At 70.9% G+C, this 20,987-nt stretch carries 15 protein-coding genes and 1 pseudogene; 2 read left to right on the forward strand and 14 right to left on the reverse strand.

Annotated features, from left to right (window positions below):
• Window positions 1-97: 97 nt before the first annotated feature.
• The 5 genes from AC0Z36_RS01790 to AC0Z36_RS01810 all read right to left on the reverse strand — a co-directional run bounded on the left by AC0Z36_RS01790 (window position 98) and on the right by AC0Z36_RS01810 (window position 4,827).
• Complete coding sequence (locus tag AC0Z36_RS01790) at window positions 98-313, reverse strand: hypothetical protein (protein WP_485460816.1); 216 nt, start codon at window positions 311-313, stop codon at window positions 98-100.
• Between the two features lie 311 nt (window positions 314-624).
• Complete coding sequence (locus tag AC0Z36_RS01795) at window positions 625-1,686, reverse strand: hypothetical protein (protein ID WP_485460817.1); 1,062 nt, start codon at window positions 1,684-1,686, stop codon at window positions 625-627.
• A 187-nt stretch (window positions 1,687-1,873) separates the two neighbouring features.
• Window positions 1,874-2,647, reverse strand: coding sequence for a DUF7927 domain-containing protein (locus AC0Z36_RS01800; protein ID WP_485460818.1), 774 nt, complete (start codon window positions 2,645-2,647; stop codon window positions 1,874-1,876).
• Between the two features lie 387 nt (window positions 2,648-3,034).
• Window positions 3,035-3,736, reverse strand: a complete 702-nt coding sequence (locus AC0Z36_RS01805; RefSeq protein ID WP_485460819.1) for an alpha/beta fold hydrolase — start codon at window positions 3,734-3,736, stop codon at window positions 3,035-3,037.
• Window positions 3,737-4,014: 278 nt separating this feature from the next.
• Window positions 4,015-4,827 (reverse strand): TrmH family RNA methyltransferase, encoded by an 813-nt coding sequence (locus tag AC0Z36_RS01810; protein ID WP_485460820.1) that lies wholly within the window; start codon window positions 4,825-4,827, stop codon window positions 4,015-4,017.
• 128 nt (window positions 4,828-4,955) lie between these two features.
• Between AC0Z36_RS01810 and AC0Z36_RS01815 the strand changes: the two are divergent.
• A pseudogene (locus AC0Z36_RS01815) lies at window positions 4,956-5,672 on the forward strand (ParA family protein); the annotation flags it as partial.
• 4 nt (window positions 5,673-5,676) lie between these two features.
• Window positions 5,677-6,669 (forward strand): ParB/RepB/Spo0J family partition protein, encoded by a 993-nt coding sequence (locus tag AC0Z36_RS01820; RefSeq protein WP_485460821.1) that lies wholly within the window; start codon window positions 5,677-5,679, stop codon window positions 6,667-6,669.
• A gap of 50 nt (window positions 6,670-6,719) precedes the next feature.
• Here AC0Z36_RS01820 and AC0Z36_RS01825 read toward each other — a convergent pair whose 3' ends face one another.
• The 9 genes from AC0Z36_RS01825 to cbiE form a co-directional block, all read right to left on the reverse strand.
• Complete coding sequence (locus AC0Z36_RS01825; RefSeq protein WP_485460822.1) at window positions 6,720-8,111, reverse strand: uracil-xanthine permease family protein; 1,392 nt, start codon at window positions 8,109-8,111, stop codon at window positions 6,720-6,722.
• A gap of 152 nt (window positions 8,112-8,263) precedes the next feature.
• The gene (cobA, locus tag AC0Z36_RS01830; RefSeq protein WP_485460823.1) at window positions 8,264-9,496 is read right to left on the reverse strand and encodes a uroporphyrinogen-III C-methyltransferase; all 1,233 of its coding nucleotides are present in this window, start codon (window positions 9,494-9,496) and stop codon (window positions 8,264-8,266) included.
• Window positions 9,497-9,677: 181 nt separating this feature from the next.
• Entirely contained in the window at window positions 9,678-14,858 is a 5,181-nt protein-coding gene (cobT, locus tag AC0Z36_RS01835) for a nicotinate-nucleotide--dimethylbenzimidazole phosphoribosyltransferase (protein WP_485460824.1), read from the reverse strand.
• Window positions 14,845-15,960 carry an Rv2231c family histidinol phosphate aminotransferase CobC gene (gene cobC / locus AC0Z36_RS01840; RefSeq protein WP_485460825.1) on the reverse strand — a complete coding sequence of 372 codons (1,116 nt, stop codon included), beginning with the start codon at window positions 15,958-15,960 and terminating at the stop codon, window positions 14,845-14,847. The genes cobT and cobC overlap by 14 nt, the downstream gene beginning before the upstream one ends.
• Window positions 15,961-15,987: 27 nt before the next feature.
• Window positions 15,988-16,905 carry a sirohydrochlorin chelatase gene (locus AC0Z36_RS01845; protein WP_485460826.1) on the reverse strand — a complete coding sequence of 306 codons (918 nt, stop codon included), beginning with the start codon at window positions 16,903-16,905 and terminating at the stop codon, window positions 15,988-15,990.
• Window positions 16,902-17,654 (reverse strand): precorrin-8X methylmutase, encoded by a 753-nt coding sequence (locus AC0Z36_RS01850; protein ID WP_485460827.1) that lies wholly within the window; start codon window positions 17,652-17,654, stop codon window positions 16,902-16,904. Before AC0Z36_RS01850 ends, AC0Z36_RS01845 begins: the two co-directional genes overlap by 4 nt.
• 76 nt (window positions 17,655-17,730) lie before the next feature.
• Complete coding sequence (locus tag AC0Z36_RS01855; RefSeq protein ID WP_485460828.1) at window positions 17,731-17,937, reverse strand: 4Fe-4S binding protein; 207 nt, start codon at window positions 17,935-17,937, stop codon at window positions 17,731-17,733.
• The gene (cobJ, locus tag AC0Z36_RS01860) at window positions 17,934-19,745 is read right to left on the reverse strand and encodes a precorrin-3B C(17)-methyltransferase (protein WP_485460829.1); all 1,812 of its coding nucleotides are present in this window, start codon (window positions 19,743-19,745) and stop codon (window positions 17,934-17,936) included. Before cobJ ends, AC0Z36_RS01855 begins: the two co-directional genes overlap by 4 nt.
• A 20-nt stretch (window positions 19,746-19,765) precedes the next feature.
• On the reverse strand, window positions 19,766-20,980 hold the full coding sequence (gene cbiE / locus AC0Z36_RS01865) for a precorrin-6y C5,15-methyltransferase (decarboxylating) subunit CbiE (RefSeq protein WP_485460830.1): 1,215 nt from the start codon (window positions 20,978-20,980) through the stop codon (window positions 19,766-19,768).
• Between the last annotated feature and the right edge of the window lie 7 nt (window positions 20,981-20,987).

The following is a 20,987-nucleotide window of genomic DNA, read 5'->3' on the forward strand; positions in this document are numbered from 1 at the left end:
CAGGCACCGAGCCTTGCTCTTCGGACGGCCCAACCGACGGCCCCGCCCTACGAATGATCCGCCAGACACATTTTTGCGGTGCGTGACAGGACCTCCTTCACGAGGAGCACCCGCCGGTCAGCAGCCAGGCCACATCGCGGTAGAGCTTGTCGAAAGACGCTGAGTTCTCCCGGGCCGGAGTGAGATCCATAACGCTGGTCAGCGACTTCTGGTCGGTCGTGGGGCTGTACGGACGCCCATGCTTGCCGCGCTGGTGGGTCAGCCATCCTTTTGCGTCACGCGGCGTATCGTCGGGGCACGGAGGCGCTGTCATGTTCTCGGGAAACCCGTGGCGGCCTGCGAACGAAGCAGCCGCAGCGGGAGACCACGACTCGTACTCCCGGTTCGGCAGGACTACGCAGACAGCCATGTCGCGGCGTGCCGCACTTCAGGCACCAGCTCACCCAACGTCGCGGGCACCTGGACCGGGGCATTGCGCCCCGGCCAGGGCCGGTAGAAACCACGAGGCATACCTGATATCCCAGCAAACCAGGACTGACCCGGCAAGACCCAGCCACGAAAATCAACACCCTGGGGACCCGGAACGTGGAAAACCCGTGATCACCAGAGCGACCGAGCCGCGCGTCAGTAGTCCCGCGGGCTCTTCTTGTCCTTCATCTCGTCCACGATCTTGTCGACGTCCTCGGGACGGATCTGGACGCCGTCCTTCGGCGCGGTGACCGGGGCGGAGTCCCGCTTGAAGTCGATGTTCAGGCGGACCGGCTTGCCCGTCGGCTCGTCCATGAACTGGTCGACGTCCAGGGAGACCTTGGTCAGCACGCCGTCCTTGATGTAAAGGTCGACCCCGTAGCGCTTGTCCGGGATGTCCTTGGTGTTGAGGTCGTCGAGGTCGATCTCGGCGTCCTTGAGGAAGCCGCCCAGTTCGGAACTCTTGATGATCGGCTTGACCTGCTCCAGGAGCTTGTCCGCGATCTGCTTCGCCGAAGCCGAGACGACGATGTGCTTGGCGCCGTCGACCTTGCCCTTGTCCTCGATCTGGATGTTGTTGTTGAACACATTGCCGACAGCCGACCAGAGCTTCTTGGCGGTCGCGTCATCGACCGACTTCGGCGCCGCGGTCTTCGTCCGGGCAGTCACCTGGTCGAGCAGTTTGGTGGCGTCCATGCCGAGCCACTTCTGGTCGTACAGGGCGGCGGCGTAGTCACGCTGGTCCGGGTCGACGTCCTTGAGGAACTTCTCCCGGTTCGGCGCTTTCTCGCCGACGAGCTCGGAGATCGACCGGAGGTCCCCGCGCCCGTACAGCCACTTGCCGTCGACGATGCGGATCTCAGCGAGGTCCTTGTCGCCCTGGACGGCCCTGAGCGAGAAACCCTGCGGCAGTTTGTTCTTTTCGAGGTCCTTGAGCTTCTTCGAGTCGTTCATCGCCACGATGAATTTGACGGTGGTGACCTTCTTGGCGTCCTCAAGCGCGAGGTCGCCGTCCGAGAGGTCGACCAGATGCTGCGGGTCGGACTCGACGGACAGGCCGATCTGGAGGTTCTTGGTGTTCTGCAGGGAGTCGAAGGACTTGCCGACTTCCCGCTGGGCGCTCAGTTTCTCAACTGTGCCGCACCCGACTGCCAAGGACCCGGTGACCGCGACCATCGAAGCTGTGGCTATCAGGGACCGGCGGGTTTTCGTACGCATGTGTTCCCCCATGGAACTGCAGGACTGCAACATCGTTTTCGTGGAGCCACGCGAGCCTAACCGGCGGCCCGGACACGATGCTGATGTTTTGACGCAGAGTCAACTATCCGGGTTCCTTCCGGAACCCGCTGGTGTCCTCTTTGTCATAAAGCCGCTGGGGACCGCGCCGATCAGCCGGACAGCGCTACTACGGGGCAGAGGACTCCGCGACCGGGGACTCCGCGACGGAGGAGTCCGTTGCGGGGAAGGAGCGTGCCGGCGAGGACGAAGAGGAGGGCCACGCCAGAGGCAAAGGCCGCGGCGAGGGCGGCGGCGCAGCGGAGGAGGAGGACGTCTGCGGCGAGGGCGGCGACGCAGCGGACGGGGAGGGTGCCGGCACAGTTGCGGACGGGGAGGCAGCCGGCGAAGCCGGGAGCACGGGTGCCGTCGGCGCCTCTCGCCGGACGCAGGTCCCGGCCGAGATCCTGGCGAAGACGGGCAGCAGGCGGTTGTCACCCGCGGTCTTCCCGGCGACCGTGACCCGGTACGTGACGGTGACCGGGCTGTCAGGGGCGACATCGCCGGTCCAGGTCAGTTTCGGACTGCTGAAATCAACCGTGCCTGCGGACGCCTCCGCGTCGACGTACGCCGCGTCGTCCAGCACACCTGACAGGTCGTCAATGAACGAGGCGCCCTTGGCCACAGCCCCGCCGACGCTGTCGACGGTGACCGTGAAGACCATCCGTTCACCGGCGCGCGGGGTGGTCGCCGTGCGGCTGAAGGTCACCCGCGTACCGTCGGCGCACGCCTCCTGCGGACCGGTGGGCGCATCCGGCGGCCGGAGCAGCGCCAGCCCCTGGGCGACCGCCGCTCCCCCTGCCAGTCCGGCGACCAGGAGCAGGACCGTACTCATCCGCAGTACGCGCCGGAGTCGTCCGGAGACGTGCTGGTAGATCTGCCCACTGAAGCCACTCAGGGTCATAGTCGCCCGCTCCGCCCGAAATGATCACAAGGGTTGAAGGACGATCCTCCTTGACTACATTTAGTAAGACAATCAGCCTTTAGTGTGACAAGTGGGGCACGGGAAGCCATGCGCAGGGCCTGACCTGGGGTCTTGTCTTCGCCAAACCACGAAGATCACCCGTACGGCCGCCCGGTCGGGGCGGGAATGGGGCGGAGAGCTGGAATGAGGTGGAGGGGGTGGCGGGGATACCGGAGTAGGGCGGAGACGGGCGGCGGAAGATCGGAAGCCGCGCGGGAACGCAGAACGGACCCCCGGGCAAGCAGCCCGGAGGTCCGTCGCAGAGTGGGCCGCGTTCAGCTGCCGCGCTCAGGTCCAGCTGCCATGTCCAGCTGCCATGTCCAGCCGTCAGATCCAACCGTCAAGCGAGGCCATGAAGCCCGCGAAGTCGTCGCGGTGGATGCAGTGGCCCGCGCCCTCGACCGTCACGATCTCGAAGCCGCGCTCCCTGAGCGCGACGGCACCCGCCTCGTCGATGCACAGGGACGGGTCGGCCAACTGCACCAGGGACGGCACGACGGCCTCCGCCGGAAGGTAGTCCGACTTGAACTTCACGATGCCGTCCGTGATGAAACCGGTGTCGAACGCTTTGAAGCCGACGACCTCGGCGGCGATGTCCGCGTCCGACCAACGCGGGTTCATCTGCCTGATGGACTCCGGGGTGGCGGTCCCGACCATCTTCAGCATGAACGGGATGGCCGCGGCCGTGGTCCCCAGGGTGAAGCCCGGGTCGGAGTACACGGCCTTCTTGACCTTGAGCCGGCCGATCGCAAGGGACAGCGTCAGACCACCGAGGGAGTGGCCGATCGCCACATCGAACTCGACGTCCGGGAGGGACTCGACCACGTCGTCAGCAAGCAGTTCGGGCGTGTACTCGCCGCGCCCGCTCTGGCCGTGGCCGCGCAGGTCGGGGGCGACCACCCGGTACCCGCGCGCGACCAGACCGGCCTCGACGGCCTGCCAGGTGCCGTAGTCGGACATGCCGCCGTGGATGAGCAGGGCGGTCTTGTCGCCGGTGCCGACGCCGGTGTCGTGGACGTAGAGCTTCATGGCGGGTTCCCCTCGACGGGATCCGACCACCTCGTGTCGGATCAGTGGTCAGGATCAGTGGTCAGGATCAGTGGTCAGGATCAGCAGTTCGGATCAAAGCTAGGTGACACGTGTCAGTATGCACGTGGCCGCTCCGGAAACAACGACAGGCCGGAGACAAGGGCAGGCCGGACAGACCACACACCCCAGACCACAACCCGGCGAGGCCGCGAGGCACACCGGGCTGTGGTCTGGGGATGGGCGGCTGGGAATCGGTCGCCGCCGCAGGTACCGGCGGCTCAGCCGTGCGCCACCGCGTAGAACGCCACCGCCGCCGCAGCCCCGACGTTGAGCGAGTCGACGCCGTGCGACATGGGGATGCGGACCAGGCGGTCCGCCTGGGCCAGCGCCTTGTCCGTCAGCCCGGGGCCCTCCGCGCCGAGCATCAGGGCGCAGCGCTCCAGTTCGGCCTTCGGGACCTCGTTGAACGGGGTCGACCCTTCGCCGGGTGTCATCGCGAAGAGGTTGAACCCGGCGTCCTTGAGTTCCTGGAGGCCCTCGGTCCACGGGTCGAGCCGGGCGTAGGGGATGGCGAAGACGGTGCCCATCGAGACCCGGACGGCCCGGCGGTAGAGGGGGTCCGCGCAGGTGGGCGACAGGAGCACGGCGTCCATGCCGAGCGCGGCGGCGCAGCGGAAGATCGCACCGATGTTGGTGTGGTCGTTGACCGCTTCGAGGACGGCGATCCGCTTGGCGCCCGCGAGGGCTTCGCGTACCGAGGCCTCCGGTTTGCGGTGCATCGCCGCGAGCACGCCACGGTGCACGTTGAACCCGGTGATCGCCTCGAGGACGGCGGGGCTGCCGGCGAACACGGGGACGTCGTCGCCGACGGTGTCCACGAGGTCCGCGACGGTCTCCAGGACGCGGGTGGAGATCAGCATCGACCGGATCGCGTACCCGGCCTTCAGGGCCCGCCGGATGACCTTTTCACTCTCGGCCATGAAGAGGCCTTCGTCGACTTCGCGCTGTTTGCGCAGTTCGACGTCGGTGAGGTCGGTGTAGTCGGTCAAGCGCGGGTCGGACAGGTCGGTCAGCGGGATCAGTTCAGGCACGCCACCCATTGTCCCCGGCGCGGCAGGGGGCCTGCGTCCGGAGTCCCCGCAGGACAATCCACCGTGTCCTACTAATACCGATATGCCACTTGTGTCACGATCCCCTCATCAACCGATGGCGAAGGGAACCTTCCATGACACGGGTGTACGTGGTCGCCAATCAAAAGGGCGGCGTCGGCAAAACGACCCTCACGGTCAATCTGGCGGCGGTCGTGCACGACGTGTGCGGGGGGACGCGGGAACGCACCCCGGTGCTGGTGGTGTCCACCGATCCGCAGGCGTCCAGCGTGTGGTGGGCGCAGCGGGTGGGCGACAGGCTGCCGTTCGACTTCGTGCAGGTGCACGAGCGGCCCGGCGACCTGGCCCGGCTGAAGGCCCGGGGCGACTGGCAGCACATCTTCGTGGACACGCCGGGGAGCCTGGAGAACAAGCACCTGCTGTCGGCGGCCCTGGACGTCGCCGACCAGGTGATCGTGCCGATGCCGCCGGAGCCGCTCGCGTTCGACCCGACGGCGCGGACGGTCCGGACGGTGATCGAGCCGCGCGGGCTGCCGTACCACGTAGTGGTGAACGCGTGGGATCCGCGGGACGGGCGGTCCGACCTGGACCAGACTGTCGCTTACATCGAGGCGCAGGGCTGGCCCCGGTCCCCCGTGGTCGTGCGCCGCTACAAACTGCACACACGTGCGGCGGCCGAGGGCACGGTGGTGACGCAGTATCCGCGCAACCGGACGGCGATGGAGGCCCGCGAGGACTTCTTCCGTCTGGCGTTGCAGCTGGGCTGCGCCGGGCTGGGTCCGGCCCCGGTGGGACAGAAGCCGCGTCGTACGAAGATCGGGGTGTGATCGCATGGGTCGCCTGGTGAACCTTGTGGAACTGGCCGCGGACGGGGTCATGGACCTGCCGTCGGCCCGCCATGAGACGGGGGCGGCGTACGCCGTCCCGTTGTCCCGTCTCGCGGCGAACCCGGAGAACCCGCGCGAGGACCTCGGGGATCTCACGGAGTTGGGCGAGGGCCTGCGTACGGTGCAGTTGCAGCCGTGTGCGGTCGTGTCGCGGGCCGCGTTCCTGGCCAGGTTCCCGGAGCACGCGGAGACGGTCGGCACGGTCGACTACGTGGTCGTCACCGGCAACCGCCGGCTCGAGGCGGCCCGGCAGAGCGGGTTGCCGACGCTGGACGTGGTGGTCAAGGACCAGATCGCCGAGTCCCGTGAGTCCCTCGCCGTCGCGGCGATCGAGGAGAACATCGCCCGCCGGGACTTCGACGTCCTGGAGGAGGCCACCGCGGTGGCCGCGCTCATCCAGGTGTGCGGCAGCGCGACGGAGGCGGCCAGGCGGTTGCACAAGTCGAAGGGCTGGGTGTCCCAGCGGCAGACGTTGCTGCGCCTGTCGGAGCCGATGAAGTCGGCGCTGAAGACAGGTCAGCTGACCGTACGGGAGGGCAGGCGGTTCGGGACGCTCCCGGTGGAGGAGCAGGAGACCGCGTGGCAGCGGGAGCAGGCCGCTTCCACGGCGGTGTCCACGAGCGTTCCCGCGGTGCCGCCCGCGCGCCCGCCGATGCGGGAGTCGGCTTCCGCGGTTGCGAATTCCCGTACGGAATTCCCCTCGGCGTCGGCTCAGCAGCCGGACGCTTCGCCGGAGGACGACCGTACGCCGCATTCTTGCCCGCTTCCCGGAGCCGGGGCCTCGGTTTACCCGGTAAACGCCCCCGCACCCGAGGAGCCGTTCGTCTCCTGCGGCCCTGTCACCTTCACCGTCGGCACCCCCGCCGCACTGGCCGCCCAGTTGCGCCGGCTGATGTCCTCGGCGGACCTCCAGCGGCTCGTCCGGCTGTTGGGCTGAAACAGGGGTGGGGCGGCACCTGTCGCCCAGGTGCCGCCCCACCCCTGTGACTACCGCGCGTCGGCCGGTTCGCCGCCCGGGACCGTGGCGTCGAGCAGCGGCGGGTCGTTCGGGTCGTCCCGCAGATGTGGCGGCGCGAAGAACCGCAGTACGTGGTAGCCGAGGATCGTCACGACCGTGCCCAGCGGAATGCCTTCGAGTTTGAAGTCGTCGGAGAATTCGATCGCCACGTTGCCGATGCCGATGACCACTCCGGCGGCGATCGGCACGAGGTTGAGCGGATTGCCGAGGTCGGTGCGGTTCTCGTTCCAGATCTTCGCGCCGAGCAGGCCGATCATGCCGTACAGGACCACGGTGATGCCGCCGAGGACGCCGCCCGGGGTGGCTGCGACGACCGCGCCGAACTTCGGGCACAGGCCGCACAGGACGGCGAACAGTGCGGCGGCGTAGTACGCGGCGGTCGAGTAGACGCGGGTGGCGGCCATGACGCCGATGTTCTCCGCGTAGGTCGTCGTGGCCGGGCCGCCCACGGCGGTCGACATCATCGACGCGGCGCCGTCGGCGGCGATGGCCTTGCCGAGCTGGGGGTCGAGGTTGTCGCCGGTCATCTCGGCGACGGCCTTGACGTGTCCGGCGTTCTCCGCGATGAGCGCGATGACGACGGGCAGGGCCAGGAGCACGGCCGACAGCTTGAAGTCGGGCGCGTGGGTGGCCGGGAGGCCGAACCAGTCGGCGGTCTGCACCGCGTCGAAGTTGACCCGCCAGTGGTCGCCCATGACACCCGCGCCGTTGACGGCGTGGATCTTCCCGAAGACCTGGTCGAACACCCAGGACATGCCGTAGCCGAAGAGCAGTCCGAGGAAGACGGCGACCCGCGACCAGAAGCCGCGCATGACGACCATCGCGATGAGGGTGAACGCCATGGTCAGGAGGCTGATCCACTGGTCCTGCGGCCAGTAGGTCTTCGCCACGACCGGGGCCAGGTTGAACCCGATGATCATGACGACCGCGCCGGTGACCACGGGCGGGAGTACGGCGTGCACGATCTTCGCGCCGAGCTTGTGCACGATCAGGCCGACGACCAGGAGCAGTGCGCCGACGACGAGCATCGCGCCGGTGACTGTGCTGACACCGCCGCCCGCCGCCTTGATCGACGCCGCGACACCGACGAAGGAGAGACTCGATCCGAGGTAGCTCGGCACTTTGCCGTTGGTGATGAGCAGGAACAGGATCGTGGCGACGCCCGAGAGCATGACGGCGAGGTTCGGGTCCAGGCCCATGAGCACCGGGGCGACGAACGTGGCGCCGAACATCGCAACCACGTGCTGCGCGCCGAGGCCGGCTGTCCGGCCCCAGGACAGGCGTTCGTCGGGACGGACGATCTCGCCGGGCGCCGGTGTGCCCCCGTCGCCGTGCAGTTTCCAGCCCGGACCGAACTTCATGCCGTCTCATCCCTGGTGTCTGGTACGTGTCTTCCGATGCGCGTCGTCAGTGTTCCCACCGCGCAACGGGACACCGTACCGGTCATGATCGGGGCAGTCCGCCCAGGACACTGCCGAGCCGGTGACGGCCCCGCCCTCAAAACCGTCACCGGTCAGCGCCCGATGTTCTCCCCGAGCCCCACCACAGCCCCGACCACCACGATCGCCGGAGCCCGCACGCCCGCGACGCGGACCGCTTCCGCCGCTTCCGCCAGCGTCGTCCGTACGGTCCGCTCCGTCGCGGTCGTGCCCTCCTGGATGACCGCCACCGGAGTGTCCGCGGCCTTGCCGTTCGTGATCAGGGTGTCGGCGATCTCGCCGAGCTTGTCGATCGCCATGAGCAGCACCAGCGTGCCACGCATCCGGGCGAGCGCCACCCAGTCGACCAGGGAGTCCGGATGGCCCGGGCCGATGTGCCCCGACACCACAGTGAACTCGTGTGCGACCCCGCGGTGCGTGATCGGGATACCCGCCACCGCCGGAACGCTGATCGCGCTGGTCACGCCGGGCACGACCTGCACCGGTACGCCCGCTTCGACGCAGGCCAGGACCTCTTCGAACCCGCGGCCGAAGACGTAGTTGTCGCCGCCCTTGAGCCGGACGACGAACTTGCCCGCCCTGGCGTGCCCGATCAGCGCGGCGTTGATCGCCTCCTGCTTCATCGCCCGCCCGAACGGGATCTTCGCCGCGTCGATCACCTCGACGTGCGGCGGGAGTTCGTCGAGCAGCGAGCGCGGGCCGAGGCGGTCGGTGACGATAACGTCGGCCTCCGCGAGGAGGCGGCGCCCGCGTACGGTGATGAGGTCCGGGTCGCCGGGCCCGCCCCCGACCAGGGCCACGCCCGGGGTCTTCTCCCGGAAGTGCGCCGCGGCGAGCGAGCCGTCCCGTACGCCTTCCAGAACCGCGTCCCTGATGGCAGCGCTGCGCCGCGGGTCACCGCCCGCCAGGACTGCGACGGTCAGGCCGTCGGCCCGCCCGGAGGCGGGTGTCCACGCGGTGGCCTTCGAGGCGTCGTCACTGCGGACGCAGAAGATGCGGCGCGCTTCGGCGTCGGCCGCCACCTGCGCGTTGACCGCCGGGTCGTCGGCGCAGGTGATGACGTACCAGGCGCCGTCGAGGTCGGCCTCCTGATATCCCCGCTGCTCCCAGCGGAGCTCACCGGTCTGGGCCATGGCGTCCACCGCCGGGGTGGCCTGCGGGGCGACGACCAGGACGTCCGCGCGCGCGTCGAGCAGCGTGGGGAGCCTGCGCTGGGCCACCGTGCCGGCGCCGACCATGACGACCTTGCGGCCTTCGAGACGCAGCCCGGCGGGGTAGGCGGGGATGTCCGACGAGGCGGGGTTCATGGAGTGCTCACATTCGTGCGGTGAGGGTTACGGGTGCGGGTCCCGCGCGTCGGTCATGCTCGCAATGCGGTGGAACGATCTTCGTCCACGGCATTCCGGGCCCGACACGCGGGAGGCCCCCGGGGAGCTCAGCGGGCGCCCCTCCACCTCGTCGTACAGGGGGCCCGCCAGGTGTACCTGACTACTCTTCGCCGCTGACCCCGGCGGAGTCGAACGTCGCCACATCATGCATGACCCGGGCGGCGGCCTGCACCATCGGCAGCGCGAGCACCGCGCCGGTGCCCTCGCCGAGCCGCAGCTCCAGTTCCACCAGCGGGCGCAGGCCCAGGTGCGTCAGCGCGACCTTGTGGCCGGGCTCCGCCGAGCAGTGCCCGGCGATGCACGCCACCAGGCTCTCGGGCGCGATGGCCCGTGCGAGCAGTGCGGCGGCACCGGCGATCACACCGTCGAGCACGACCGGCGTACGCAGGGCCGCACCACCGATGATGAACCCGGCGATGGCCGCGTGCTCCAGGCCGCCGACGGCCGCGAGCACGCCGACCGGGTCCGCCGGATCGGGCTTGTGCAGGTCGAGGGCGCGCTGGATGACCTCGACCTTGTGCTTGTGCATGGTGTCGTCGACACCCGTGCCGCGCCCCGTGACGTCGGCGACCGCGCTGCCGGTCATGACGGCGATGAGCGCTGCGGACGCGGTCGTGTTGGCGATGCCCATGTCACCGGTGAGCAGCGCCTTGTTGCCCGCGGTGACCAGGTCACGGGCGGTGTCGATGCCCACTTCTATGGCCTTGACGACCTCCTCGCGGGTCATCGCCGGGCCCTGCGTCATGTCGGCCGTACCGGACCTGACCTTGCGCGGCAGCAGGCCCTGCGCGGACGGCAGTTCACCGACAACGCCGACGTCCACGACGCACACCTCGACGCCGATCTGCTTCGCGAACGCGTTGACCACCGCGCCGCCGTCGAGGAAGTTGTGCACCATCTGCGCGGTGACCTCCTGCGGCCACGGCGAGACGCCCTGCGCGTGGACGCCGTGGTCGGCGGCGAACACCGCGACGGCGGCCGGCTCCGGGACCGGCGGCGGGCACTCGCGGGCCAGTCCGGCGAGCTGCGCGGAGATCATCTCAAGCACGCCGAGCGAACCGGCGGGCTTGGTCATGACCTTGTGCCGGGCCCACGCCTCGCCGAGGGACTTGGCGTCCAGCGGGCGCAGCGACGCGGTCGTCTCGTCGAGCAGGCTGACCGGCTCGGCGCCGGGCAGGTTGCGGCGGCCGTACTCCTCCTCGTGCACGACCCAGGCCAGCGGACGCTGCTTCGCCCAGCCCGCCTGCGCGAGCTCGGGCTCCTCCGGGAACGCGTCGACGTAACCGATGCACAGGTAGGCGACGATCTCCAGGTGGTCGGGCAGGTTGAGTGCCCCGGCCAGCTGCCGCTCGTCGAAGAAGCTGACCCAGCCGACGCCCAGGCCCTCGGCGCGCGCGGCGAGCCACAGGTTCTGCACGGCCAGGGCTGTTGAGTACGGACCCATCTGCGGTTGCGTCTGCCGGCCCAGGGTGTGCCGGCCGCCGCGGGTGGGGTCGACCGTGACCACGATGTTGACCGGGGTCTCGGTGATCGCCTCGGTCTTGATGCCGAGGAACTGCTTGGCGCGGGCCTTGGGGAGCGACGCCGCGTAGTCCTCGCGCTGACGCTGCGCCAGTTCCTGCACGTGTGCGCGGGTTTCCGCGGAGCGGATGACCACGAAGTCCCACGGCTGCGAGTAGCCGACGCTCGGCGCGGTGTGCGCGGCCTCCAGGACGCGGATGAGGACCTCGTCCGGGAGCGGGTCGGCACGGAACCCGTTGCGTACGTCGCGGCGTTCGCGCATGACACGGTGCACCGCTTCGCGCGCGGTCTCCTCGTAGCCGGGGGCGGGCGGGCCGACGCGCACGGGCTGCTGGTCCGCCGCCGGTTCCGGGAGTCCCTGCGGCGCGGCGCCGGTGACCCCGGCCGGGCTGGTCCCGGCCTGTTCGACAGCGACCTGTCCGACGCCGGCAGTGCCGACCCCGACCACCCGGAACCCCACCGCCTGGATCCCGACCGACTCGATCATGACGGTGCGGTCTTCGGGGTCCATCGCCTCAGGTGCGTCCGCGGTCGTCGGCTCCAGCGGTTCGGCTTCTGCCGGTTCTGCCGGCTTCGCCGCCAGGGGCGTTGCCGCCGCGGGTTCTGCCGCCGCGGGTTCTGCCGCCGCGGGTTCTGCCGCCGCGGGGGCTTGCGCTGCCACGGGTTCCGCCGTCGAAGGATGCGGTACGGATTTCTCCGCGGTCCCGGCGGCCTCCCGCGGGGTGTTCTGCTGGAACCCGACGGGCGGCGGCGGGATGCGCAGTGCGTCGGGAGCCGCCTGAGCGTCCGGAGCCTGCGGTGCGGCGTCCCTCACCTGGTCCTGTACGGGGGTTGGTGCCGCGTCCTGGTCGGGCTCCCGGGCTTCCGGGTTGAGCTGGTCCAGGGCGGACTCGTGCAGGACGTACGGGCGGGCCTGATCGGCGGGCCCGGCAGTCGCCGGTTCGGCGGACTGGTCTGCGGGCGGAGTGCCGTCCTGCTTGTCGGTCTGCGGCACGATCGGGCTCTCGGCCCGCGGTCCGGCCCCGGGCTGGGTCGGGTGGGTGGGCTGAGGAGTAGTCGGCACTCCGGGAGCCGTCACCGGTGGCCGTACGACTGCCGCTGCCGGAGTGACCGGTGCCGGTCCCCCGACTGCCCGTTCCGGCTGCGGAGCCTGGTCGGGCTCCGGAGTCACGGCGTGCGGCGGGGATTCCGCCGGAACAGGGACGGAAACCAGCTGCGGGCCCGGGGTCGCCGCGGGTTCGACGGCCGTCGGCTGGGCCGGGGTGACCGCAACCGGGTCCGGAGCCGTGGTCGCCGCTGCCGGAGTTGCAGCCGCAGCGTCGGGAACTGCGCGTACAGCTTCCGGGGCTGCTTCGGCGGGCACCGGTACAGACGCCGCAGTGTTCGCCGGAGTGTCCAGCGGAGCTTCCGGCACTGCGGGCGCCTGCGGTTCAGCCGCAGCCGGTGTCTCCGCCGGCTGCGTGGTGTCGGCCTGGGGAGCGGTGGGCTGCGGGGAAACCGCGACGGGCGTACCCGCGGCCGGCACGGCGAAGACCGCGCCCGGGGTGGCTGCCTCGGGCTGTCCGGCCTGCGCCACGGGGGCCGGCGCTTCGGCCCCGGCCGGCGCGGGTTCCACCCGCGGCGCGGGGACCCGTACTGCGGTCTCCGCCACAGGCGGTTCAACAACGACTGATCCTGGTGCCTGCGGAGCGGTCTCAACCGGCACGGGGACACCCGGAACGGCGGCTTCCGGCGCGCCCGGTGCCTGCGGAGCGGTCTCAACCGGCACGGGGACACCCGGAACGGCGGCTTCCGGCGCGCCCGGTGCCTGCGGGGTCCCGGGAGTCAGAGCTTCCGGAGCCACCACCCCGGCGACCGGCGGATGGGTGACCGGCGGATGGGTGACCGGCTGCTCCGGTGCGCTGGGCTCGGCGAACGCGACCGGGCCGACGGTGGCCGACATGCCCGGGGCGACTCCGGCCGGGGCCACCGGGGCCGGGGAGAGCACGGGTTCCCGCTGGACCGGCGGCTGCGCCGGGGCGGTCTGCGGCGCGACAGCGGCCCGGCCGGCCACGGAGACCGCCCGGTGCTGGCCGGTGACGGGGCCGCGGCCGACCCGCCGCTGGCGGCGCGGCGGCAACGGCGGACGCGTACGTTCCTCGGTCACGCCCTCCATCAGCGGGGACTGCGGCGACCGGGCCTCCGGCGTGACGTTCTCCATCAGCGGGGTCTGTGGCGGCCGGGCTTCCGGGGTCACGTTCGCCGTCGGCGGAGCCCCGGTCGCCGGGGAGTCCGCCGGTGCGGCCGGAGCCTGTGGCGCGGACGCTGCGGGAATACCCGTACTGCTGCTGAAATGCGCCTGCGCCGGCAGCTCGGCCGCGGCGGGTCCGGCGTGCGCGCCCGGCGTCGCGGCTTGCCCCGCGGGAGCCGGGGCGGCCGGGGCCGGAACGGAGTTGAGCGAGCCGACCTGCGGCACCATCGACTGCGGTATCGGCCTGCCGACGGGACCCTGCGGCCCGTCGAAGTACTGCGGGCCGCCGGGCTGTCCCTGGACGCCGTACGCACCGGGGTGCGCGCCGGGTGCCGCCGGGCCCACCGGGCCGAAACCGGCAGGGGGAACCACGGGCACGGGGTGCTGTCCGAGGGCGGGCTCAGGAGCGGAAGTCACCGCGGAGGGCAGTCCGTAGGCCTGGTGCGGCTCAACCGGCGGAAGTCCGCCGGGAACCGCCTGGGCGTAGGTGAAGGACTGCGGTGGCATGCCGCGGCCGGTGTCGTGCGGCTCCGCTGGACGTGGGTCCGCCGGATAAGGGACGGCCCCCTGTTGCGCACTGTGCTGTCCGACACTGCGCCGCTGGCCGGGGCCGGGCTGCCCGATCGGTACGAAGCTCTGCGGGCGCATCTGCTCAGGACCGGCGTCGGCCCCCGAGTCAGGGCGGTGGTGCTGGGTGAAACCGCTGTCGGGCACCCCTGGCAACGGCGCGGACAGGCCCGGTCCCTGGGAGTGTCCGGAGTCCTGCGGAAGCCGCGTCGCGGGCACCGACTCCGGCGGCGAACCCGGGTGCTCCGCCGGATAGGCCGGCGGCGGGAACTGCCGGACGGGCTGCTGGCCGCCTGCTTCCGGACCGTTCTGCACTGGTGCTCCGTACATCGGCACGTGCTGTCCCGTGCCCGGCTGGCCGGGGACCGCCTGGCCGCGGACCGGCTGGGCGGAATCGGGATAGCCCGTGGGACGGCCGACGGCGGACTGCTCCGCGTAGACCGGCTGGGACGGCGGCGGGGGCGGCGTCGCCTGCTGCGGCACGTAACCGGAGAGCGGGGCGGGCTGTTGCTGCTGCCCCGCGTACGACTGTCCGGGCACCGTTACGCCCGGCATTCCGTTCGTGCTGTGCATGCCGTTCATGTTCTGCATGCCGTTCGTGTTGTGCGGCCCGTCGACGTTCTGAAGGCCGTTCGTGTTGTGCGGCCCGTCGACGTTCTGAAGGCCGTTCGTGTTGTGCGGCCCGTCGACGTTCTGAAGGCCGTTCGTGTTGTGCGGTCCGCCGGGCTCCTGGCCCGCGGGCACCGGCTGATGCGGTCCGTCCTGCTGCGGGAACGCCTGGTCGGCCACCGGCTCGCCCCAGCCGGCCTGCGGACCCGGCATCAGCAGGACATCGTCGTCGGCTTCTTCGTACACCGGGTAGCCGCCCTGCTGGGGTGGCACCGGCGGCGGGTAGTCGCCCTGCCCTGCCGTCGACGGCTGGGCGGACGGGTCCACAGGCCGCGGTCCGTCAGCTTCGCTCATCTCCAACAGCTCCTTCCAAAGCGGCCCCGAAGGCCTGCGTCGTTGCACGGTCCCGAACTGCGATCCGTATCCAGTCCGGGCCGAGGCCCGGAAATGTGTCGGCCCGCCGGACCGCGAAGCCCGCCGCGCGCAGGGAAGCGCGCACCGCCGGACCTCCCCCGACGCGCACGAGCACGAACGAGGAACGGGGGTCTACCGGTAGCCGCACACCGCGGACCGCCCGCAGCCGCTGCACCAGGCAGGCCCGGTCCGCCGAAAGCGTAAGCGCCCATGCGTGGGCCTGCGCGAGCGCCTCAGGTGCTGAGCACGCCTCGGCCGCGACCAGCGCGGGTGTGGACACCGACCATAGCGGTTGCGTCCGACTCAACTCCCTGACCAGGTCGGCGGGTGCCAGGAGGTAGCCGATCCGGAGTCCCGCGAGCGCCCAGGTCTTGGTCAGACTCCGGACGACCACAAGGCCGGGCAGGTCCGGTCTGCCGGCAAGCGACTCCACCTCCCCGGGGACGGTGTCGGCGAACGCCTCGTCCACGACCAGGACACGTCCTGGCCGGGCGAGCTTTTCGAGAACAGCGGATGGGTGCAGCACAGAGGTGGGGTTGGTCGGGTTGCCGATGACAACGAGGTCAGCCGTTTCCGGGATCCGTGCCGGATCGAGGGTGAAGCCTTCCCCCTCGGTCAGCAGGACTCGCTCTACAGCATGCCCCGCCGCGCGCAGCGCCGCCTCCGGTTCGGTGAACTGCGGGTGCACGACGACCGCGTGGCGGGGCTTCAGCGCCCGCGCGAGGAGGACGAACCCCTCGGCGGCGCCGGCCGTGAGCAGCACTTCGTCCACGGACCTGCCGTGCCGGGCGGCGACCGCGGCCCGCGCCGAGCGCGGGTCGGGGTACGACCCGAGGGACTCCAGGCTCGCCACCAGACGCTGCGTCAGCCACCGCGGGGCACCGGCGGAACGCACGTTCACCGCGAGGTCCACCAGGCCGGGTCCGACCTCCGCGTCGCCGTGGTGGTGCAGGTCGACGCAGTCGTCCGGTGGCACACGACCGTCCGGTGCGGGGCCCCCGCCCACCGCCTCGGCGGCCTCACTCCGCGTAGTGATCGTCATCCCCGCATCCTGTCGAAACCACTCTGTTCAGTGACTGTGCTGTCCCTCTCCATGATGGTGGTGCTGGTGCCCGTCGGGGTCGGCGGGGTCGTGCGGGTGATCGTGCGGACGCTGTTCCATACCGAGTTTGTGTTCGAAGCCGGGCATCGCGATCCGGTAGACGCAGGAGTCGCAGTTCATCCGGATATCGCCGCCGAGCGCCTCGGAATAGCGTTCGAGGACGATGTCGGCGAGGCCGTCGCAGTCGCCGATGACCGGGGCCGATCGGACATCCAGATCACCGTGCCGGGCCGCCCATTCCCGCGTCTGGTCGACGACCCGGTCCGGCAGGATCCCGGAGAAGAGGAAGTACGGGAGGACGACGATGCGTTGCGCGCCGAGCCTGCGGCACCGCTCCAGGCCGTCGGCGACCGACGGCAGCGCGAGGGAGACGAACGCGGTTTCGACCATCGCGAGGCCGCGGCCCTCCCAGAGCAGCCGGGCGGCCTTGACCACTTCGGCGTTGGCGTCGGGGTCCGTGGAACCCCGACCGACCAGGAGTACGGCCGTACTGCTGCGTTCCTCGTCACTCACCGAGGCTGAAAGACGCTCGTCGAGCAGCGCCAGGACGGTCGGGTGCGGACCGAGCGGACGCCCGTACTTGTACGTGACGCCCTGACGCTCCGTCTCCCGCCGCAATGCGGCCGGGACGTCGCCCTTGCTGTGCCCGGCGGCGGCGAGCATGAGGGGGACTGCGACGAAATGCCCGTGTCCGCCCGCTTTCAGCTTGGCCACCGACTCGGTGACGGGCGGCGGCGAGAGCTCGATGTAGCCGCCTTCGACCGCGGGGATGCCCAGGGCCGGCTCGTCCAGGGCGCGGCGGCGCAGCCGGTCGACGAAGGCGTCGAACTCCGCTACGCCTGCGATGCTCCGGGTGCCGTGGCCGACGATGAACAGGGCGGTCATGCCGTGTCTCCTTCTTGGTCTGCTGCTTGGCCATGTGTTGACTGGTCTTGTATTGATTGGTCTTGTATTGATTGGTCTTGTATTGATTGGTCTTGTCTTGTTTGGTCTTGTCTTGTTTGGTCTTGTCTTGTTTGGTCTTCTGTTGCTTCGGCTTCTGCTTGGGCTTCCATGTAGAGCAGGGCGTTGAGCGCCGCGGAGGCAACCGCGGACCCGCCCTTTTCGGAGACATTGCTCACCTGCGGGAGTCCGGAGGCGCGCAGGGCCTCCTTCGACTCGGCCGCGCCGACGAAACCGACCGGCAGGCCGATCACCAGTGCGGGCCGGGCCTGTTCCGCCAGGGCGATGAGTTCGAACAGGGCGGTGGGCGCACAGCCGATGACCCAGACCGCTCCCGGGCCGACCTCTTCGAGTGCGAGGCGTACGGCGGCGGCCGAGCGCGTTATGCCGTGTTCCCTGGCGAGTTCAGCCGCCCGGGGGTCGGTGATGTGGCACACGACCCCGCGGGTGGTGATCCCGGCGGCGACCATCTGCACGTCCGTGACGATTGCCGCGCCTTCCCGCAGTCGGCGGGCCGCTTCCTTGAGTTCCTCCTCCCGACAGCTGGTTTCAGCCAGGTAGTCGAGGTCGGCGGCGGAGTGCACGATGCGTTCTACTACCGCGCGTTCGTGCGGCGGCAGGTGCGAGGTGCCGGCGCGGGACCGGAGGATCCGGAAGGACTCCTGCTCGATGGGGTGGACGATTCTGGGCATGGATGTGCTCCCGGGTCGGTGGCAGGGGCCGCGGAACAGCTAGGAGGGTGCTGGAGGCCGGGCGGGCACTGGCGGTCTAGAGAGGGCCCGCGGTCCGGAAGGAGATCGCGTCCACGGGGCACACCTCGACGCACTCGCCGCACCCGGTGCAGAGGTCGGCGAGCACGAGGAGTTCCGCCGGGCCCGACTCGGCGCGCCGCGGCCGGATCGCGTGCTCCGGGCAGGTGAGCAGGCATGCCCCGCACCCCTGACAGCCCACGATCACGACCGGGGCGCCGGTCACGGCGATCCGGTCCCGCACGGGCGCGCCCACCGGTACCCGCGCGGCGTCACCATGCGTCCCGCGATGTTCTGCGTGGAACTGGAGCCGACCAGGACGACGGTGTACATGTCCACCACGGCCGGGTCGAACTCCGACAGCGGTGCGATCCCGGACGTCTCGTCGGGACGGGTCGCGTTGCGGACCCAGCCCACGGGTGTGCTGTCGGGGCGGTTCGTACGGAGGATCTCCAGCGCCTTGGCCAGGTGTTCCGAGCGGCCCCGGCTGCGGGGGTTGTAGAAGCAGACCGTGAAGTCGCCGTCCGCCGCCGCCTTCAGCCTGCGTTCGATGGCCTCCCACGGTGTGTGCAGGTCGGAGAGGCTGATGTACGCGTGGTCGTGGCCGAGCGGCGCGCCCAGAACGTTCGACGCCGCGATCGCGGCGGTGACGCCGGGGACGCCGACGTAGTCGATGTCGATGTCCGCGTACTCGAGGGCTGGCGACGCCATCGCGTAGACCCCGGCGTCGCCGGAGCCGATCAGCGCGACGGCGTGTCCTCGGACGGCCTCGGCGACCGCGGACCGGGCCCGCGCCTCCTCGTGGCCCAGGCCGGTGGCCAGGATCCGGGTGCCGGGGCGCAGCAGGTCGCGGACCTGGTCGACGTACTGGTCCAGGCCGACGACCACCGACGCGCGGCGCAGTTCGGCGACCGCCCGGGGGGTCGTCAGATCCCTTGCCCCCGGGCCGAGTCCGACGACGGCGAGGCGGCCGCGGGGGGCGTGCCGGGCGACGGCGGCGGTGGCCATGGGGTAGGCGCGGGTGCTGCGGGTCTTCTCCACGACCAGTTCCGCGCCGTCGGCGACGGCGGCGGCTTCGGCGACGCTGGGGGTGCCCACGGCGGCACGTACTGCCTCGGACGGATTGGGAGTACGCAGGTACGCCAGGTCCTCCGCGGGGTGGAAGCGCATGGGGAGCTCAGGCCAGGATTCACGTATGCCGGTCTCGTCAGCCTTCGCGTCCACCGATGCCAGTCCGCGTACGGAAAGCAGGGACAGTCCCGCGGAGTCCAGTGCGTTCCGCACGGTCTCGCGCACCTCGTCGGCGGGGACGCCGCGGGAGGAGCCGACGCCCACGGTCAGGCTCCGGGGCCGGAAGACCACACGTCCGGGGCATGGGCTGACGTCCGCGCGGTCGGTGACGACGATGCAGGGGCCTTCCCCGATCTCGGTGACAGTTCGAATATTCGCCGGGAGCGCCGGGAGGGGCCAGCCGACGTCGGAGATGTACGAGACCTCCCGTCCGCACAGGACGGCCGCGCCGACGCCGGCGAGGTCGCTGCCTGGTTCGACGGCCCAGTCCATGAGGGCTGCCAGGTCGTCGAGGGCGGGGATTCCCACGGCGTCGGAGGCGGTGGTGACGACCGGTTCGCAGCCGAGCACCGCGCCGACCGCGACCGCCAGGTCGTTGGCTCCGCCGGCGTGCCCGCCGACCACCGGCACCGCGTAGCGGCGGCCTTCGTCCACGCAGACGACCCCCGGGTCGGTCTGCTTGCTGCCGAGCAGCGGGGCGATCAGCCGTACGGTCGCGCCGACCGCGAGGAAGGCGACGATCCCGTCGTAGGCCGGGAACGCCTTGCGGAGCGCCTCCCCCGGCAGTCCGTCGAGGACCTCCGCGTGCGGCCAGGCGGCGGCGAGGTCGGCCGCCGCGCGGCGGCCTGCTTCGGTGGTGGTGATCAGCGCGAGCCGCTTTGGCCTGTTATTGGAGCCGTTCTGAGCAGGGAGAGTGTCGGGTGTCTCGGAGGCAGGCGTCAGATCAGAAATCGTGGAAGTCATGTCAGGAGCGGTGTCAGGAGTCATGTTCGGTGTCCGGTCAGGATGAAGACGGGATTGTGGGCGTCGAGACGGTGGCTGGTCCCAGGCAGGGGTGCCAGTCGGGCGGCCTGCAGCATGGTCCCCTCCACGGAGTAGCCCGCGCGTTCGAGGACGGCGTGGGTCTCGCCGACGCGGTCGACCGCGGCGAGGGTGGTGACGATGCGTTCGGGGCGGCGGGCCGCGCAGGCCGCCACGACGACAGGGCCACCGCCGCCGACGAAGACCACGTCCGCGTCCGGGAGGCCGTTCAGCACGTCGGGCGCGGTCCCCTGGAAGGCCTGCACTTCAACGCCGAACGCGGAGGCGTTGTCCCGGATGTGCGCGACCGCCTCCGGGTCCGAGTCGACGGCGATGACCGCGGCACCGTGCCGGGCCGCTTCGACGGCGACCGAGCCGCTGCCGCTGCCGATGTCCCACACCAGGTCGCCCAAACGGGGGCCGAGGCGGGCGAGCACGTAGGCCCGTACCTCCGCCTTGGTGATCATCGAGTCGCGGTGCCGGTACTCCGACTCGTGCAGGGCCCACCCGCGGACCGGCCCGGGGAAGTCGGTGGGGAATCCGGCCAGCCAGCCGGCCGCCGTGTTGGTGACCGGGTTGGGGCCGACCACGATGATGATGTTCGGGTCCGCCCAGACGTGGTCGGGGGCCGCTGCCGCGTCGAGCATGGTGATCTCTTCCTGGGCGGTGCCCAGATGTTCGCAGACCACGAAAGTCCGCGGCACGCCCCGGAGCATCAGGCCCAGTTCGGCCGGTCCGCTGCCGGGCGCGGTGAGCACGGCGACCTTGCCCCACGCACGGCACACGTTGGCGGCCCGGCGCAGCTCACGGCCGTGCGCGCTGACGATCTTGGCGTCCTCCCAGGGCATCGAGGCCCGCGCGAAGGCGTGCGCGACCGAGGACACCGCCGGGACGATCTCCAGCTCCAGTCCGTACTCCGGACGGCGCAGGATCCGGACGATGCCGAAGAACCCGGGGTCGCCCGAGGCCAGGACCACGGCGGTGCCCCGGTGTTCGCTGATCCGGGTCGCGGCGACGTGCACATTGCCCATGACGACACGTTCGGCGTCCGGGGGGAGGTCCACCGCGTCCAGGTGCCGGGCGCCGCCGGCGACGAGCGTCGCCGAGCCGAGGGCGGACCGGGCGGCGAGGGACAGGGGTGCGCCGTCGTACCCGATCACAGTGACACGGTCGGCCATGGAGGCT

It is taken from the genome of Kitasatospora sp. UYEF31, assembly GCF_057291755.1.

Bases quoted from the DNA above. Each gene is read 5' to 3' on its own strand.
- AC0Z36_RS01850 (WP_485460827.1), bottom strand. From the start codon at position 17,654: ATGCCCAGAATCGTCCACCCCATCGAGCAGGAGTCCTTCCGGATCCTC.
- cbiE (WP_485460830.1), bottom strand. From the start codon at position 20,980: ATGGCCGACCGTGTCACTGTGATCGGGTACGACGGCGCACCCCTGTCC.
- AC0Z36_RS01825 (WP_485460822.1), bottom strand. From the start codon at position 8,111: ATGAAGTTCGGTCCGGGCTGGAAACTGCACGGCGACGGGGGCACACCG.
- cobJ (WP_485460829.1), bottom strand. From the start codon at position 19,745: ATGACTTCCACGATTTCTGATCTGACGCCTGCCTCCGAGACACCCGAC.
- AC0Z36_RS01805 (WP_485460819.1), bottom strand. From the start codon at position 3,736: ATGAAGCTCTACGTCCACGACACCGGCGTCGGCACCGGCGACAAGACC.
- AC0Z36_RS01800 (WP_485460818.1), bottom strand. From the start codon at position 2,647: ATGACCCTGAGTGGCTTCAGTGGGCAGATCTACCAGCACGTCTCCGGA.
- AC0Z36_RS01845 (WP_485460826.1), bottom strand. From the start codon at position 16,905: ATGACCGCCCTGTTCATCGTCGGCCACGGCACCCGGAGCATCGCAGGC.
- AC0Z36_RS01790 (WP_485460816.1), bottom strand. From the start codon at position 313: ATGACAGCGCCTCCGTGCCCCGACGATACGCCGCGTGACGCAAAAGGA.
- cobA (WP_485460823.1), bottom strand. From the start codon at position 9,496: ATGAACCCCGCCTCGTCGGACATCCCCGCCTACCCCGCCGGGCTGCGT.
- AC0Z36_RS01795 (WP_485460817.1), bottom strand. From the start codon at position 1,686: ATGCGTACGAAAACCCGCCGGTCCCTGATAGCCACAGCTTCGATGGTC.
- AC0Z36_RS01820 (WP_485460821.1), top strand. From the start codon at position 5,677: ATGGGTCGCCTGGTGAACCTTGTGGAACTGGCCGCGGACGGGGTCATG.
- cobT (WP_485460824.1), bottom strand. From the start codon at position 14,858: ATGAGCGAAGCTGACGGACCGCGGCCTGTGGACCCGTCCGCCCAGCCG.
- cobC (WP_485460825.1), bottom strand. From the start codon at position 15,960: ATGACGATCACTACGCGGAGTGAGGCCGCCGAGGCGGTGGGCGGGGGC.